Below are 16,866 nucleotides of genomic sequence, written 5' to 3'. Positions count from 1 at the left end.
TAGGAGCCTGCATTGTTCTTTGAGCGCCACGGTGGTGGTGAGCGAGCGCTGCTCGTTCACTTGGAAGGTCAGAACCCTGAGGCGCGCGAAGACCCGCAGGAGTTTCAGGAGCTGGCGCTGTCGGCCGGAGCCGATATCGTTTCGCTGGTAACAGTGTCGCGGCATCAGCCCACCGCCAAGTTTCTGATCGGCAGCGGCAAGGTCGAGGAATTGCGCGACCTGGTCAAATCCGCCGAAGCCGACCTTGTGATTTTCAATCACACCCTCACGCCCAGCCAGGAACGCAACCTCGAGCGCGTCTTCGAGTGTCGCGTGCTGGACCGTACCGGGCTGATCCTCGATATCTTCGCCCAGCGGGCGCGTACTCACGAAGGCAAGCTGCAGGTCGAACTGGCCCAGCTCGAGCACATGAGCACGCGGCTGGTGCGCGGCTGGACCCACCTTGAGCGGCAAAAGGGCGGTATCGGCCTGCGCGGCCCGGGTGAAACCCAGCTGGAAACCGACCGTCGTCTGCTGCGGGTACGCCTGCGCCAGATCAAGGGCCGCCTGGAAAAGGTGCGCAGCCAGCGCGAGCAGGCCCGCCGCGGGCGCAAGCGCGCGGACATCCCGTCGGTATCGCTGGTGGGGTACACCAACGCCGGCAAGTCGACCCTGTTCAACGCCCTCACGCAATCGGACGTATACGCCGCCGATCAGCTGTTCGCCACCCTCGACCCCACGCTGCGCCGGCTGGAGCTGGCCGACCTGGGGCCGATCGTGCTGGCCGACACGGTGGGGTTCATTCGCCACCTGCCGCACAAGCTGGTCGAGGCATTTCGGGCTACGCTCGAGGAATCGAGCAACTCCGACCTGCTGCTGCACGTGATCGACGCCCATGAGCCTGAGCGCATGGAACAGATCGAGCAGGTGCTGGCGGTGCTGGGCGAGATCGGTGCCGAAGGCTTGCCGATCCTCGAGGTCTATAACAAACTCGACCTGCTCGAAGGTGTCGAGCCGCAGATTCAGCGCGATGCCGACGGCAAGCCGCAGCGGGTCTGGGTTTCGGCCCGTGACGGGCGAGGCCTGGAGCTGGTTGGCCAGGCGGTTGCCGAGTTGCTGGGGGATGATCTGTTTGTCGGTACCCTGTGTCTGGAGCAGCGTTTTGCCCGCTTGCGTGCGCAATTCTTTGCCCTGGGTGCCGTGCAGAGTGAAGAGCATGATGAAGAAGGGCGCAGCCTGTTGAGTGTGCGACTGCCCAGGACCGAGTTGAATCGCCTGGTCAGTCGTGAAGGCATGGAGCCGCAAGTGTTTGTCGAGCAACACACTTTGCAATAAATGCTCGTCGAGGTCGCCGGGCAGCCGTGACAGGCATTCTGTAGCATTGGACGGCGCGCCGTGGGCGCGTCTTTGCTTTATCAGATGGAGAGCGCTATGGCTTGGAATGAGCCGGGTGGCAACTCGAACAATCAGGACCCCTGGGGCGGTCGTCGCGGTGGCGGCGGCAGTGGCGGCGGTGGCGGTGGCGACAAAAAAGGCCCACCGGATCTGGACGAGGCCTTCCGCAAGCTGCAGGACAGCCTGAACGGCATGTTCGGCAGTGGCAAGAAACGTGGCGGCGGCGGTGACCGCAATATCGGCAAGGGTGGCGGCTATGGCCTGCTGGGCATCGGCCTGGCTGTGCTGGCGGCTATCTGGCTGTACAACGCCGTGTACGTGGTGGACGAGCAGGAGCAGGCCGTGGTGCTGCGCTTCGGCAAGTACTACGAAACGGTCGGCCCAGGCTTGAATATCTATTTCCCGCCGATCGATCGCAAGTTCATGGAAAACGTGACCCGCGAGCGGGCCTACACCAAGCAAGGCCAGATGCTCACCGAAGACGAGAATATCGTCGAGGTGCCGCTGACCGTGCAGTACCGCATCAGCAACCTGCAGGACTTCGTGCTTAACGTCGACCAGCCGGAAGTCAGCCTGCAGCACGCCACCGACAGCGCCTTGCGCCACGTGGTGGGCTCGACGTCGATGGACCAGGTGCTGACCGAAGGCCGTGAGCAGATGGCCGTGGATATCCGCGAACGCCTGCAGCGCTTCCTCGACACCTACCGTACTGGTATCACCGTCACCCAGGTGAACGTGCAGAGCGCGGCAGCCCCGCGTGAAGTGCAGGAAGCCTTCGACGACGTGATCCGTGCCCGTGAAGACGAGCAGCGTGCCCGCAACCAGGCCGAGTCCTACGCCAATGGCGTGGTGCCGGAGGCCCGTGGCCAGGCGCAGCGCATCATCGAGGACGCCAACGGCTACCGCGACGAAGTCATCGCCCGCGCCAAGGGTGAGGCCGACCGCTTCACCAAGCTGTACGGCGAGTACCGCAAGGCGCCGGACGTGACTCGTCAGCGTCTGTACCTCGAGACCATGCAGGAGGTTTACAGCAACTCCAGCAAAGTCATGGTGGCCACCAAGGACGGGCAGAACAACCTGCTCTACCTGCCGCTGGACAAGATGGTCGAAAGCAGCCGCAACAACCCTGCAGCCCCGGCCAGCAGCGTATCGCCGTCGGTCAATGACGCCGCCGCGCGTGCCGCCCAGGACCTGCAACAGCAACAACCGCCGCTGCGTTCCAGGGAGAGCCGCTGATGAGCAATAAATCGCTGTTCGCCCTGATCGGCGCCGTGGTGCTGGCGATCGTCGCCTGGAACTGCTTCTACATCGTTTCGCAAACCGAGCGCGCGGTATTGCTGCAGTTCGGTCGCGTGGTCAAGGCCGATGTCCAGCCTGGCCTGCATGTGAAGGTTCCGTACGTGAACCAGGTGCGCAAGTTCGACGCCCGCCTGATGACCCTCGACGCCCCGACCCAGCGCTTCCTTACGCTGGAGAAAAAGGCCGTGATGGTCGACGCCTACGCCAAGTGGCGGGTGAAGGACGCCGAGCGTTTCTACACCGCCACCTCCGGCATGAAGCAGATCGCCGACGAGCGTCTGTCGCGTCGTTTGGAAAGCGGCCTGCGTGACCAGTTCGGTAAACGTACCCTGCACGAAGTGGTATCGGGCGAGCGCGACGCGCTGATGGCCGACATCACCGCCTCGCTCAACCGCATGGCGAGCAAGGAGCTGGGTATCGAGGTTGTCGACGTTCGCGTCAAGGCCATCGACCTGCCGAAGGAAGTCAACCGCAGCGTATTCGACCGCATGAGCACCGAGCGTGAGCGTGAAGCCCGCGAGCACCGCGCCAAGGGTAACGAGCTGGCCGAAGGTATTCGTGCCGACGCCGACCGTCAGCGCCGTGTACTGCTGGCAGAGGCTTATCGCGAGGCGGAAGAAACCCGCGGTGATGGTGACGCCCAGGCGGCTGCCATCTACGCCAAGGCCTACACCCAGGACGCCGACTTCTATGCGTTCTACCGTAGCCTGCAGGCGTACCGCGAAAGCTTCTCCAGCAAGAGCGACGTACTGGTCCTGGACCCGAAGAACGAGTTCTTCCGTTACCTGGACAAGAGCAAGCCCTGATACTGCTCTCATGAAGGGCGCACCCCGCCCGGCAGCTTAAATGCCAGGCGGGGTGCATCCTGAATGAAAAGGGGTGTATGATGCGGCAGCCGGGAAATTTCCCGGCTTTTTTGCGTCTGCAAGGTTGATTGGCAAACGGCCAGTTGACGGTTTGGTCAGTTCGCAAGGCATTTGAGGGTATTGGCTACGGTGGCTGCGCTGGGATCAGTGCTGCCCGCTGTTGTGCGCCGATGCCTGCTTTACTCACGGCAGGCCGTAGGGCAAGCCGCCCAGACCAGAGGGGAAATGGCGTAATGGCAACGGTAGACCGCTGGCTCCTGCCAGATGGCATCGAGGAAGTTTTGCCGCCTGAGGCAGCGCGCATCGAGATCGCGCGCCGCCAGGTGTTGGACCTGTTCCAGAGTTGGGGTTACGAACTGGTCGTCACCCCGCATATCGAGTACCTGGAGTCGCTGCTCACCGGCGCCGGCCAGGACCTGGACCAGCGCACCTTCAAGGTGGTCGACCCGCAATCTGGCCGTTTGATGGGCTTTCGTGCCGACTTCACCCCGCAGGTAGCGCGCATCGACGCCCACACCCTGCGCCGTGAAGGCCCAAGCCGCCTGTGCTATGCCGGCAGCGTGCTGCATGCCCAGCCGCGCGCCCTGTCCACCTCGCGCAGCCCGATCCAGCTGGGCGCCGAGCTGTACGGCGACGCCAGCCCCACCAGCGATGTCGAAGTCATCAGCCTGATGCTGACCACGCTGCAACTGACCGACGTTGCCGATGTGCACATGGACCTCGGCCATGTTGGCATCTACCGCGGCCTGGCCCGTGCCGCAGGCCTTTCCGGTGCGGTCGAGCAGCAGCTGTTCGACGCCCTGCAGCGCAAGGCCGTCGATGAAGTGCAGGCGCTGACCGCCGACTTGCCGAAAGACCTGGGCAACATGCTGCGCGCCCTGTGCGAGCTGTGCGGTGGCCGCGAAGTGCTGGCCGAAGCCCGCGTGCGCCTGGGCCGTGCCCCGGCCAGCGTGCTGGCAGCGCTGGACGACCTGCTGGCGATCGCCGACCGCCTGGCTGCGCGTTACCCGGACCTGCCGCTGTACTTCGACCTGGGCGAGCTGCGCGGCTACCACTATCACACCGGCGTGGTGTTCGCCGTGTTCGTCCCGGGGGTCGGTTCATCGATCGCCCAGGGCGGGCGCTACGACGACATCGGCGCCGACTTTGGCCGGGCGCGCCCGGCCACTGGTTTTTCCACGGATTTGAAGACCCTGGTCACACTGGGGCGAGCGGAGGTCGTATTGCCTGCCGGCGGCATCTGGATGCCCGACAGCAGCGATGCGGCCCTCTGGCAGCAAGTCTGCCAGTTGCGCAACGAAGGCCAGCGTGTGGTCCAGGCCCTGCCTGGCCAGCCGTTGAGTGCTGCCTTCGAGGCGGATTGTGATCGTCAATTGATTCAGCAAGACGGGCGCTGGCAGGTTCTGCCGCTGGCCCAGTGAGTTTCTGCGTCGGCAACAGGCCGGCAACCAAGTTTGCGTGAATGAGGACCAATGTAATGGGTAAGAATGTCGTCGTCCTGGGCACCCAGTGGGGTGATGAGGGCAAAGGCAAGATCGTCGATCTGCTGACCGAACATGCTGCCGCCGTCGTGCGCTACCAAGGTGGCCACAACGCGGGCCACACCCTGGTGATCAACGGTGAGAAGACCGTTCTGCACCTGATTCCATCCGGCATCCTGCGTGAAGGCGTACAGTGCCTGATCGGCAACGGCGTGGTCGTTGCCCCGGATGCGCTGATGCGCGAAATCACCAAGCTGGAAGAGAAAGGCGTACCGGTGCGCGAGCGCCTGCGCATCAGCCCGGCTGCTCCGCTGATCCTGTCCTACCACGTGGCCCTCGACCAGGCCCGTGAAAAAGCCCGTGGCGAAGCCAAGATCGGCACCACTGGCCGCGGCATCGGCCCAGCCTACGAAGACAAGGTCGCGCGCCGCGGCCTGCGCGTGGGCGACCTGTTCCACCGCGAGCGTTTCGCCGCCAAGCTCGGTGAGCTGCTGGACTACCACAACTTCCAGCTGGTCAATTACTACAAAGAGCCGGCCATCGACTTCCAGCAGACCCTGGACGAGTGCATGGCCTACGCCGAGCAGCTCAAGCCGATGATGCTCGACGTCACCGCCGAGCTGCACAACCTGCGCCGCGCCGGCAAGGACATCATGTTCGAAGGCGCCCAGGGCTCGCTGCTGGACATCGACCACGGCACCTACCCGTACGTCACCAGCTCCAACACCACCGCCGGCGGCATCTCCACCGGTTCCGGCGTTGGCCCGATGTACCTGGACTACATCCTGGGTATCACCAAGGCCTACACCACCCGTGTTGGTTCCGGCCCGTTCCCGACCGAACTGTTCGATGAAACCGGTGCAACCCTGGCCAAGCGTGGCCACGAGTTCGGTTCGACCACCGGCCGTGCCCGCCGTTGCGGCTGGTTCGATGCCGTCATCCTGCGCCGCGCCATCGACGTCAACAGCATCTCGGGCATCTGCCTGACCAAGCTGGACGTGCTGGACGGCCTGGAAACCATCAACATCTGCGTGGGCTACAAGAACGAGAACGGCGCTGTCATCGACGCGCCTTCCGATGCCGACAGCTACATCGGCCTGGAGCCGGTGTACGAAGAGATGCCAGGCTGGAGCGAGTCGACCCTGGGCGTGAAAACCCTGGAAGAGCTGCCCCAGGCCGCACGCAACTACATCAAGCGCATCGAAGAGCTGGTAGGCGCGCCGATCGATATCATTTCGACCGGCCCGGACCGCAACGAGACCATCGTGCTGCGTCACCCGTTCGCCTGATCGGCGTTTCGCGCTGACCTGACGCCGTGGCCCTGAAAGGGGCCGCGGCGTTTTCATTTGTACTGCCCGCGGGTGGCGCCTATACGCAACCCCCTGTAGGAGCCGGCTTGCCGGCGATAGCGCCCGCCCAGGCAACCCGTTGCTAGCTATTGGCACATATGCCTGCTGTTTAAGGCACAACCCTTGCTGTAAGAAGTTTCTGTAGATGCCATCAAAGTAATGGCGCCAGAAACACGAGGGTTACAACGTGTCAGCCATCCTTTCACTGTTACGAAGCCGCCTGTTGCGGCCTGTGTTTGTTGCGCTTGGTATCGCTCTTCTGGTGCAGGTGCTGGTCGCGGTTGCCCTGACCCGGAGCACGGTCACGGCCCTGGAGGCCGACCTGGGCCAGCGCCTGGGCAACGACAGCCGGCAACTGGCCGCCGAACTGGAGCAGGCCGGGCAGGATGTGCGCTCCGGGCTCGACAGCCTTTCGGCCAGCACCCGCCAGCGCCTCAGCGCCGGTTTGTCCGCGCGCCTGCATGACGAGCAGCAGCAGTTGCGCACCACCTTGGAGCAGACCCTCAAGGACTCGGCCAACGACATGGCCGAGCTGCTGGCCTCGGTGGCGCCCCGGGCGATCTGGGACAACGACGTGCCGATGCTCTCGGACTTCGCCCGCCGCGCCCAGCGCAACCCCAACGTGTTGTTCGTGATCTACGACGACGCCCAGGGCCAGCACCTGACCCGCTACCTCAACCGGCAGAACCCGATCAACGAGGCGCTGCTGGCCAAGGGGCAGGGTGAGCGGGCCCTGGACAAGGTGCTCGATGCCGCCCGCAAGGACCCGTCGGTGTACTTCGTCGAAGCCCCGATCAGCCCCAATGGCGAGGTGATCGGCAAGGTGTTGATGGGCGTTTCCACTGCCAGTGTCGATCAGCAGCTCAAGGCTCTCGACCAACGCTTCGCGGCGCTGATCGCCAGTGGCGAGCAACTGGTGGGCGACAGCCTGGTGGCTGCCGCCGCCGATAGCGGCAAGGCCTTGCGCGCGCGCCTGGAAACCGCGCAGAACAGCGCCACGGCGATGCAAGCCAACACCGCGCAAACGGTGCGTGACGCTGCCGGCGAACTACGCTGGCGCATCGGCCTGGGCCTGGTGCTGGTGGGCCTGGGTGTACTGCTGGTGGTGGCCGTGGTGCTGGGCCGCCGGGTACTGAGCAAGCTGCGCCTGCTGATCACCGCGCTGGACGACCTGGCGGCCGGGGAGGGCGACCTGACCAAGCGGGTCAAGCTCGACAGCCGCGACGAGATCGGCGACATGGCCTCGGCGGTGAACCGCTTCGTCGACAAGCTGCAGCCCATCGTCCGCGAGGCTGGCGAAGTGGCACAGCGCACGGGCGTCGAGATCGGTTCCATGGCCCAGCGCAACGCCGGAGCCGATGCCGCTGCTGCCCTGCAGCGTGACGAAGTGGCCGCCAGCTTGCGCGACCTGTCGAGCATGGCGGATGAAGCCCAGACCGAAAGCCACGCCATGCAGGCGGCGTTGCAGCAGGTGGTGGACATCCGCCAGGCGACCGACGAGAACAGCCAAGCCACCACGCAGCTTGCGCGGCTGATCGAGAACCTGGCCGGCGAAGTGGAAACCGGCTCCCAGGTGATCGAGCGGCTGGCCAAGCAGAGCGAGCAGATCGAGGTGGTGCTGACGGTGATTCACGGCATCGCCGAGCAGACCAACCTGCTGGCGCTCAACGCCGCCATCGAGGCGGCCCGGGCCGGCGAGACCGGGCGTGGCTTTGCCGTGGTGGCGGACGAGGTGCGGGCGCTGGCGAGCAAGACGCAGAGCTCGACCGGGGATATCCAGTCGCACATCACCGCCTTGCAGCAGGGTGCCAAGGAGGCTGTGGCAACCATCAGCCAGGCCGGGCGGCAGGCCAGCGAAGGCTTGTTGGTGCTGCGCGACAACGAGCGTCGTCAGCAGTCGGTACAAGCCGCAGTCGAGCAGGTGCATTCGGCCATTGGCCTGGCCACTCGCGCGGCCGAGCAACAGGCCAGTGGCGCCCAGGCCGTGCGGGGGAGGGTGGAGAACATCCACGCCCAGGCCGAGCGCTCGGCGCAAGTTGTGGCGCAGACTACCGCCAGCAGCAAGGTGCTGGACGACTTGGCGGCGCAGTTGCGGGCAAGCCTGGGGCAGTTCAGGGCGTGACGGCCTCATCGCCGGCAAGCCGGCTCCTACAGGTACCGCGCCAGCTTCGGGCGTTACGCGGTCCTGTAGGAGCCGGCTTGCCGGCGATAGGGCCCTAAGCCTTGTTCAGATACATCCGCGTGGTCAGCAGATACACCGGCAACCCCGATACCACGATCAACAACGCCGCATAAGGCGCTGCCGCCGCGAACTCGACGTTGGCCGTGTGCGCCCACACCTCGGTGGCCAGGGTGGTCATGCCGGTCGGGCTGAGCAGCAGGGTGGCGGTCAGCTCTTTCATGGCATCCAGGAACACCAGGGCGAAGGCTGCGGCCATGGCCGGGAAGATGATCGGCAGCGTCACCCGGCAGAATGCCGCGAAGCTGCTCGCGCCCAGGGTGCGGGCGGCCTCTTCAAGCGTTGGCGAAGCCTTGTTCAGCGCCGTGCGCACCGGCGACTGGGCCAGCGGCAGGAACAGCAGCGCATAGGCCAGAATCAGCAGCGCGGTGGTCTGGTACAGCGCCGGCACGTAGTGCAGGGCGAAGAACACCAGGGTCAGGGCGATCACCAGGCCCGGCAGGGCATGCAGCAGGTACGGCAGGCGCTCGGCCCAGATCGCCAGGCGGCCCTTGTAGCGCACCACCAGGAAGCTGATCGGCAAAGCCAGCAGCACGCAGAACCCGGCGCCGCCCAGCGATACCGACAACGAAGTCAGCAAGGCCTTGCTGATCGCCGCCACCGGGAAGGCCGCCGACGAGCCGACGCTCAGCCAGTACCCCAGCATGGCCAGCGGGATGCCGCTGCCCAGAATCGCCAGGCCCAGGCAGAACAGCTGCGCCAACGGCGTCCAGCCGCGCAGGCGCACCGGCTGGGCGCGGCGTGCCACGCCCTGGCCGATGCGCACGTGGCGGGCCTTGCCGCGCACTTTCAGCTCCAGCCACAGCATCACCAGGCACAGCGCCAGCAGCACTGCCGAAAGCATGGCGGCATTGGCGTTGCTGAACTCCAGCTCGAACTGCTGGTAGATCGCCGTGGTAAAGGTCTGCAGGCCGAGGATCGACAGCGCGCCGAACTCCACCAGCATGTGCAGGGCAATCAACAGTGCACCGCCAAGCATCGACGGCCACAGCAGCGGCAGGGTGACCTTGGCGAATACGCCCCAGCGCCCGCACCCCAGGGTGCGCGCCGACTCCTCTAGCGAGGTATCGAGGTTGCGCAGGGTGGCGGCCACCGGCAGGAACACCAGCGGGTACTTGGACAGCGCCATCACCAGGATCGCCCCGCCCAGGCCTTCGAAGTCCGAGCTCAGCGACACCCAGGTGAAGCTGCTGACGAACGACGGCACCGCGAACGGCAGGCACAGCACCACGCCCCACAGTCGGCGGCCCGGCAGGTTGCTGCGCTCCAGCAACCAGGCCAGGGCCATGCCGACCACCATGCACACCAGCGTCACCCCGACCATCAACAGCATGGTGTTGCGCAGCAGGCCCCAGACGAACGGGCGCCACAGCAGGTGCAGGGCTTCGCGCCAGCCGGCCTCCCAGGCCTTGATGGCAACGTACAGCAGCGGCAGCAAGCTCATCGCCACCAGAAACAACACAGGCAGCACCACCCAGATGGACGGGCGCTTGCGCTTGGGCACGAAGCGCGCCAGGGCGGGCGTGGACAGGGCGGCGGTCATCAGAGCAGGCCAACCTCACGTTCGAGCTCGATGGCTTCCTCGGCATTGCCAAGGTCAGCCGGCGAGATCTTCGGCGGGCGCAGCTCTTCGAACGGCTTCAGGCCACGGTCGGAGACCATGCCCTTGTGCAGCGGGTATTCGGCGGTGGTCTGGGTGATCACGCGCTGGCCTTCTTCGCTGGCCATCCAGTTGAGCAGGGCCTGGGCTTCTTTCGGGTGCTTGCTGGCCTTCACGGCCGCAGCGCCGGAGATGGTCACCAGGTTGCCGGCATCGCCGTCGGCCAGGTAGTACAGCTTGGAGTCGAGCTTGCCGCGCTCGCGCTCCAGGGCGTACCAGTAGTAGTTGTTCACCAGCACGGCGGCCACTTCGCCTTTTTCCACGGCTTTGAGGGCGACCATGTTGTTGGTGTAGGTCTTGCCGAAGGCTTTCAGGCCGGTGAGCCATTCTTCGGTAGCTTCACGGCCATGCATCTTGAGGATGGCCACGGCCTGCTCCTGGAAGGCGCCGCTGGTGGGCACGTAACCGACACGGCCTTCCCATTCGGGGTCGGCGAAATCCATCACCGTGGTGGGCAGGTCTTTTTCGTCGATTTTCTTCGGGTTGAACACCACCACGCGGGTACGGGCGGTGACGCCCATCCAGGTGCCGTTGGCGGCCACGTATTCCTTGGGCAGCATGTTCAGGGTGGCGTCGTCGATCTTCGCCAGCAGGCCCAGTTCGCCCAGGTTGTTCAGCGGCGGGGATTCTTCGGTGTAGATGATGTCGGCCGGCGAGCGGTCGCCTTCCTCGATGATCTGGCTGGCCAGCTGGTTGCTGCTGCCCTTGCGGATATTGATGTGGATACCGGTCTTGGCCTCGTAGGCCTTGGCGATGGCTTCGCCGATTTCCTTGTGCTGGCCGTTGTACATGGTCAGGCTTTTGACCGGTTCGTCTGCCAGGGCGGCCGGAGCGCCGATCACCAGGCTCAGAACAGCGGCGGCCAGGGTGCGCATCAGCGGTTGCGGGCGGATCGTCATGCGGGTACTTCCTCGCTTACGGCTACATATTTGGAAACAATGGTAAACGAAATCGTTTCTCAAGTGGCCGGGTGACGGGAAATTCATGGATGGGCGATGGGCTTGGGTTTTCCTGTAACGGCCCTATCGCCGGCAAGCCGGCTCCTACAGAAGGGCGCGTCCCCCTGTAGGAGCCGGCTTGCCGGCGATAGGGCCCTGACAGGCTCATGCTTTCCTGGCAACCACCGCCGTCACCGGGGCCACCGGATAGGGCAGCCCATCCTGCTGCTCCACATCCACAAAACCAACCCCGCGCAGCTTCTGCGCCAGCTCCCCGGCCGGCAGAACATGTCGCCCCTGCATGCGCATGTGCAGGTAATAAGGCAGTACCCGCGCAGCGGCCTGCCTGTCGTCGGGCACTTCGGCATGGCAGCAAACCAGTACCCCGCCCGCTTTCAGTGCCCCGTGCAGGCGCTGCAACAGCCCGTCCAGGTCGCTGGCGAAGTGCAGCACCGATGAGCACCAGATCAGATCGTAGCCGCTACCGAAATCATCCAGGTCCAGGTCGCCGCCGATGATGCCGAGGCGTTGCTCAAGGCTGGCGCGCAGGATGTTCTCCTGGGCAACGGCCGCTGTTTCGGCGAAATCGAACACTGTGCCGTGCAGGTCGGGCAGCTTGCGCGCCAAGGCAATCGCTACCAGACCAGGGCCGCCCCCGAGGTCGAGCATGCGTTGCAGGCCGGGCGCCTCGGGCAGGCGCCCGATCAGTGCGCAGGCCACCTCGACCGTCACGGCCTGCTGCTCCTGGGCAATCTGCACCCGCGCCGCCTCGGCCCAGCGCCGGGCCATCTCTGCTGAAGGTGCGCCGGCGGCCGGCAAGCCGTTGCGCAAGGCCTGCTCCAGTGGCTGCCCAGCCTGGCGCAACACCTGATGACGGAACAGCAGGGCGTCGCCGCAATAGTCGTCGCTGTGGCGCATCAGATAGCGGCGGGCCGTTTCACCGTTGCGGTAGTGGCTGCCTTGTTCATCGCGCTCGAGCAGGCCCTGGGCCCAGAGCATCTCCAGCAGGTAGCCGGTGTTGAAGGGTTCGAGGTCGAGGGCCTTGGCCAGTTGGGCGGGGGCGATGTGCTGTTCGAGGTGTTCGAACAGCTCGATGCTCAGCGCCACGCGCAGGGCATCGGCGGCCAGGCCTGCGAGTTGCAGGTCCCAGCAGGCTTGCAGCGGGTGAGGGGTGGTCAGCTCCATGCTCATCGTTCGCTCGCTCCATGAGAGAAAGCCATCACGATAGATGAGAGTCATTCCTGATTGCAATGAGGCAGGCGGACGATGCAAAAATCGCAGGCAAGAAAAAACCCACTAGCAAGCTAGTGGGTTTTTGTATGGTGCCCAGGAGAAGACTCGAACTTCCACGACCGTTAAGTCACTGATACCTGAAACCAGCGCGTCTACCAATTCCGCCACCTGGGCAAAGCTTTGCATCATCTGCTGAAAGGGACATCGTCCGCTTTCACACAGTAGTAACAGATCCTTGGTCATCTGTTACTTGGAAAAACTTGGTGCCCAGGAGAAGACTCGAACTTCCACGACCGTTAAGTCACTGATACCTGAAACCAGCGCGTCTACCAATTCCGCCACCTGGGCACACATTCGAGATTACAAGATGCTTTACAGCGCCGTTCATCTCTACTACAACTTCGGGGTTGTCCGTCGTTGTGGTGCGCACTATACGGACGGCTCCGAGGGCTGTAAAGCCCCCGAGCGAAAAAAATTTCAAAAAATTCAACTTGTTGATTACATGGGCCTATTGCCGCTCGCCGGACCCTTCTATGGGGCTGTCCAAGGCTGACATTTCCGGTTTCAATACGCCTATGCCAGAATTCATATCTATATACCCCAAGGTGAACCCCTTCTGATGGCCGATTGGCAATCCCTCGATCCCGAGGCCGCTCGCGAAGCGGAAAAATACGATAATCCCATCCCCAGCCGTGAGCTGATCCTGCAGCGCCTCGCCGACCGTGGCGAGCCGGCAGCCCGCGAACAGCTGGCCGAAGAATTCGGTCTTTACGAAGAAGACCAGATCGAAGCCCTGCGCCGCCGCCTGCGCGCCATGGAGCGCGACGGTCAGCTTATCTATACCCGGCGCGGCACCTATGCCCCGGTAGACAAGCTCGACCTGATCTGCGGCCGTGTTTCCGGCCACCGTGACGGCTTCGGCTTCCTGATCCCGGACGACGGTAGCGAAGACCTGTTCTTGAGCCCCGCGCAGATGCGCCTGGTGTTCGACGGCGACCGCGGCCTGGCCCGGGTGTCCGGCGTCGACCGCCGTGGCCGGCGCGAAGGCGTGCTGGTCGAGGTCATCTCCCGCGCCCACGAAAGCGTGGTCGGCCGCTACTTCGAAGAAGGCGGCATCGGCTACGTGACCCCGGACAACCCGAAGATCCAGCAGGAAGTGCTGGTGACTGCCGGGCGTAACGGCGGCGCCAAGATCGGCCAGTTCGTCTCGATCAAGATCACCCACTGGCCGACCCCGCGCTTCCAGCCGCAGGGTGACGTCATCGAGGTGATCGGCAACTACATGGCGCCGGGCATGGAGATCGACATCGCCCTGCGCAGCTATGACATTCCGCACGTCTGGCCGAAGGACGTGATCAAGGAAGCGCGCAAGTTCCGTTCTGAAGTCGAGGAGAAGGACAAGGAGAAGCGCATCGACCTGCGCCACCTGCCGTTCGTCACCATCGACGGCGAGGACGCCCGCGACTTCGACGACGCCGTCTACTGCGAACCGCTGGGCAAGCTGCGCCTGTTCTCCGGCGGCTGGCGCCTGTACGTGGCCATCGCTGATGTGTCTAGCTACGTGCGCCTGGGCTCGGCCCTGGACGTCGAGGCTCAGCAGCGCGGCAACTCGGTGTACTTCCCCGAGCGCGTGGTGCCGATGCTCCCCGAGGAGCTGTCCAACGGCCTGTGCTCGCTGAACCCGCACGTCGATCGCCTGGCCATGGTCTGCGAGATGACCATCAACAAAGCCGGGCAGATGGTCGACTACCAGTTCTACGAAGGCCTGATCCACTCCCACGCGCGCCTGACCTACAACAAGGTCAGCAGCATGCTGGAGCACGCCCGTACCCGCGAAGGCAAGGCCCTGCGCGAGGAGTACAGCGAGGTGCTGCCGGACCTCAAGCACCTGTACGCCCTGTACAAGGCGCTGGTGGCGGCCCGTCACACCCGTGGCGCGATCGACTTCGAAACCCAGGAAACCCGGATCATCTTCGGTGAAGACCGCAAGATCGCCGAAATTCGCCCGACCGTGCGCAACGACGCCCACAAGCTGATCGAGGAATGCATGCTGGCGGCCAACGTCGCCACGGCCGAGTTCCTGCAAAAGCACAACGTGCCGTCGCTGTACCGCGTGCACGATGGCCCGCCGCCGGAGCGCCTGGAAAAACTGCGCGCCTTCCTCGGCGAGCTGGGCCTGACCCTGCACAAGGGCAAGGACCCGTCGCCGAAGGATTACCAGGCCCTGCTGGCGAGCATCGCCGGGCGCCCGGACTTCCACCTGATCCAGACCGTCATGCTGCGCTCGCTCAGCCAGGCGGTGTACAGCACCGAGAACAATGGCCACTTTGGCCTGAACTACGAGGCGTACACCCACTTCACCTCGCCGATCCGTCGCTACCCCGACCTGCTGGTGCACCGCGCCATCCGCAGCGTGATCCGTTCGAAGATGGACACCCCGCACGTCAAGCGTGCCGGCGCCCTGAGCATCCCCAAGGCGCGCATCTACCCGTACGACGAGAACAGCCTGGAGCAGATGGGCGAGCAGTGCTCGATGACCGAGCGGCGCGCCGACGAGGCCACCCGCGATGTGGTCAACTGGCTCAAGTGCGAATACATGCGTGACCGCGTGGGCGAAACCTTCCCCGGCGTGATCACCGCGGTGACCGGTTTTGGCCTGTTCATCGAGCTGACCGACATCTACGTCGAAGGCCTGGTGCACGTCAGTGCCCTGCCGGGCGACTACTACCACTTCGACCCGGTGCACCACCGCCTGTCGGGTGAGCGCAGCGGGCGTAGCTTCCGCCTGGGCGATACGGTCGAGGTCAAGGTCATGCGCGTCGACCTCGAGCAGCGCAAGATCGACTTCGAGATGTCCGAAGCCACCGTCAACGCCCCGGTTGGCCGCAAGCCGCGTGCTGCCGGTGCCACTGAGGCGGCGCCAGCGCCAGCTCAGGCTCCGGTGCAGGAGGCGAAAATTTCGCCCAAGCCGCGCAGCCGCAAGAGCGAAACCGCTGATGCGTACTTCCCGAAGGACGCCGTGCAGCGCAACGCCGAGGTGCGCAAGAGCCGCGAAATGAAAAAGGCGCTGATGGGTGAAGCGCGCTCCAGCCATGCCGGCAGCAAGGCGGACAAGGGCAGCAAGCCGTCCGGCAAGCCGACCAAGCATCGCAAGGGGCCGCCGAAGTCCGGTGCGCCACGTAAAGGCAAGAACAAGTCATGAGTCAGCTGGAAAAAATCTACGGCGTGCACGCGGTTCAGGCACTGCTGCAGCACCATCCCAAGCGGGTCAAGCAGATCTGGCTGTCGGAAGGGCGCAGCGAACCGCGTATTCAGGCGCTGCTGGAACTGGCTGCGCAGAACCGCGTACAGGTCGGCCAGGCCGAGCGCCGCGAGCTCGACGCCTGGGTCGAGGGTGTGCACCAGGGCGTAGTCGCCGAGGTGAGCCCGAGCCAGGTGTGGGGCGAGGCGATGCTCGACGAGCTGCTCGAACGTACTGAAACGCCGCCGCTGATCCTGGTACTCGATGGTGTCACCGACCCGCACAACCTCGGCGCCTGCCTGCGCACCGCCGATGCTGCCGGCGCCACTGCCGTGGTGATCCCCAAGGACAAGTCGGCCACCCTCACCGGTGTGGTGCGTAAAGTCGCTTGCGGCGCCGCCGAAGTGATGCCGTTGGTGGCTGTCACCAACCTGGCCCGCACCCTGGAAAAGCTCCAGCAGCGCGGGTTGTGGGTGGTCGGCACTGCCGGTGAAGCCGAGCAGGAGATCTACCAGCAGGACCTGACCGGCCCGCTGGTGATGATCATGGGCGCCGAAGGCAAGGGCATGCGCCGCCTGACCCGCGAGCACTGTGATTTTCTGGTGAAGCTGCCGATGGGCGGTAGCGTCAGCAGCCTGAACGTGTCGGTGGCCACCGGCGTTTGCCTGTTCGAGGCCGTGCGCCAGCGCCAGGCCAAGCGCTGACTCACCAAGCTTTTGTGGGTGGGGGGGGGGGGGGGGGGGGGGGGGGGGGGGGGGGGGGGGGGGGGGGCCCGCCCCCCCCCCCCCCCCCCCCGCTCCCACATTGCGTTTCTCTTGGCGCAATTGTTTCTGACTGTTCAAATATTCGCCAATCACCTTGCTTGTCCCCCCGGCCTTCTCTACAATTGCGCCCCTTGCCGAGCTGGCAGGCGCGCATGCGTCTCCCCTCAGGGCAAGACATACAGTGTCATTCACTCCTTGTCTGACCAGGTTGCTGGCAGACTACTAACCCGTAAGGAGCATTCATGCGTCATTACGAAATCATCTTCCTGGTTCACCCGGACCAGAGCGAGCAAGTCGGCGGCATGGTTGAGCGTTACACCAAGCTGATCGAAGAAGATGGTGGCAAGATCCACCGCCTGGAAGACTGGGGCCGTCGTCAACTGGCCTACGCAATCAACAATGTTCACAAGGCTCACTACGTG

At 64.6% G+C, this 16,866-nt stretch carries 12 protein-coding genes, 2 tRNA genes and 1 pseudogene; 10 read left to right on the top strand and 5 right to left on the bottom strand.

The features are described 5' to 3' along the window. Nucleotides 1-12 precede the first annotated feature (12 nt). From hflX to ACI2KK_RS14965, 7 genes and pseudogenes are all read left to right on the top strand, one after another. Nucleotides 13-1,314 carry a ribosome rescue GTPase HflX gene (gene hflX, locus ACI2KK_RS14995; RefSeq protein WP_404669477.1) on the top strand — a complete coding sequence of 434 codons (1,302 nt, stop codon included), beginning with the start codon at nucleotides 13-15 and terminating at the stop codon, nucleotides 1,312-1,314. Between the two features lie 96 nt (nucleotides 1,315-1,410). Beyond that, the gene (hflK, locus tag ACI2KK_RS14990) at nucleotides 1,411-2,610 is read left to right on the top strand and encodes an FtsH protease activity modulator HflK (protein WP_404669476.1); all 1,200 of its coding nucleotides are present in this window, start codon (nucleotides 1,411-1,413) and stop codon (nucleotides 2,608-2,610) included. Further along, nucleotides 2,610-3,479, top strand: a complete 870-nt coding sequence (hflC, locus tag ACI2KK_RS14985) for a protease modulator HflC (protein ID WP_217840561.1) — start codon at nucleotides 2,610-2,612, stop codon at nucleotides 3,477-3,479. The genes hflK and hflC overlap by 1 nt, the downstream gene beginning before the upstream one ends. 293 nt (nucleotides 3,480-3,772) lie before the next feature. Next, complete coding sequence (locus ACI2KK_RS14980; protein WP_217887349.1) at nucleotides 3,773-4,960, top strand: ATP phosphoribosyltransferase regulatory subunit; 1,188 nt, start codon at nucleotides 3,773-3,775, stop codon at nucleotides 4,958-4,960. A gap of 56 nt (nucleotides 4,961-5,016) precedes the next feature. After that, entirely contained in the window at nucleotides 5,017-6,309 is a 1,293-nt protein-coding gene (locus ACI2KK_RS14975; protein ID WP_028688256.1) for an adenylosuccinate synthase, read from the top strand. Nucleotides 6,310-6,892: 583 nt separating this feature from the next. Continuing rightward, nucleotides 6,893-7,585: pseudogene (locus ACI2KK_RS14970) on the top strand (methyl-accepting chemotaxis protein); the annotation flags it as partial. Between the two features lie 21 nt (nucleotides 7,586-7,606). Beyond that, nucleotides 7,607-8,491, top strand: a complete 885-nt coding sequence (locus ACI2KK_RS14965; protein ID WP_404669535.1) for a methyl-accepting chemotaxis protein — start codon at nucleotides 7,607-7,609, stop codon at nucleotides 8,489-8,491. A gap of 94 nt (nucleotides 8,492-8,585) precedes the next feature. Here ACI2KK_RS14965 and ACI2KK_RS14960 read toward each other — a convergent pair whose 3' ends face one another. The 5 genes from ACI2KK_RS14960 to ACI2KK_RS14940 all read right to left on the bottom strand — a co-directional run bounded on the left by ACI2KK_RS14960 (nucleotide 8,586) and on the right by ACI2KK_RS14940 (nucleotide 12,787). Beyond that, a complete protein-coding gene (locus ACI2KK_RS14960) occupies nucleotides 8,586-10,151 on the bottom strand; it encodes an ABC transporter permease (protein ID WP_404669475.1) in 1,566 nt (521 codons plus the stop codon). Continuing rightward, nucleotides 10,151-11,167 (bottom strand): extracellular solute-binding protein, encoded by a 1,017-nt coding sequence (locus ACI2KK_RS14955; protein ID WP_404669474.1) that lies wholly within the window; start codon nucleotides 11,165-11,167, stop codon nucleotides 10,151-10,153. The genes ACI2KK_RS14960 and ACI2KK_RS14955 overlap by 1 nt, the downstream gene beginning before the upstream one ends. Nucleotides 11,168-11,371: 204 nt before the next feature. Next, on the bottom strand, nucleotides 11,372-12,397 hold the full coding sequence (locus tag ACI2KK_RS14950; protein WP_404669473.1) for a methyltransferase: 1,026 nt from the start codon (nucleotides 12,395-12,397) through the stop codon (nucleotides 11,372-11,374). Nucleotides 12,398-12,526: 129 nt separating this feature from the next. Next, nucleotides 12,527-12,613: transfer RNA gene (locus ACI2KK_RS14945), tRNA-Leu, on the bottom strand. A gap of 87 nt (nucleotides 12,614-12,700) precedes the next feature. Beyond that, nucleotides 12,701-12,787: transfer RNA gene (locus ACI2KK_RS14940), tRNA-Leu, on the bottom strand. A 271-nt stretch (nucleotides 12,788-13,058) separates the two neighbouring features. Between ACI2KK_RS14940 and rnr the strand changes: the two genes are divergently transcribed. The 3 genes from rnr to rpsF all read left to right on the top strand — a co-directional run. Further along, entirely contained in the window at nucleotides 13,059-15,641 is a 2,583-nt protein-coding gene (gene rnr, locus ACI2KK_RS14935; protein ID WP_404669472.1) for a ribonuclease R, read from the top strand. Then, entirely contained in the window at nucleotides 15,638-16,384 is a 747-nt protein-coding gene (gene rlmB / locus ACI2KK_RS14930; protein ID WP_217840554.1) for a 23S rRNA (guanosine(2251)-2'-O)-methyltransferase RlmB, read from the top strand. Before rnr ends, rlmB begins: the two co-directional genes overlap by 4 nt. A gap of 302 nt (nucleotides 16,385-16,686) precedes the next feature. Beyond that, nucleotides 16,687-16,866: 30S ribosomal protein S6 (gene rpsF, locus ACI2KK_RS14925; protein ID WP_126870709.1), on the top strand; the 180-nt coding region annotated here is incomplete at its 3' end.

Origin of the sequence: Pseudomonas sp. NPDC089406 (assembly GCF_044900265.1) — a bacterium.
Taxonomy (GTDB): domain Bacteria; phylum Pseudomonadota; class Gammaproteobacteria; order Pseudomonadales; family Pseudomonadaceae; genus Aquipseudomonas; species Aquipseudomonas fakonensis.
The sequence above is the reverse complement of the archived record's forward strand: the minus strand, read 5'-3'. Positions and strand labels throughout refer to the sequence as shown.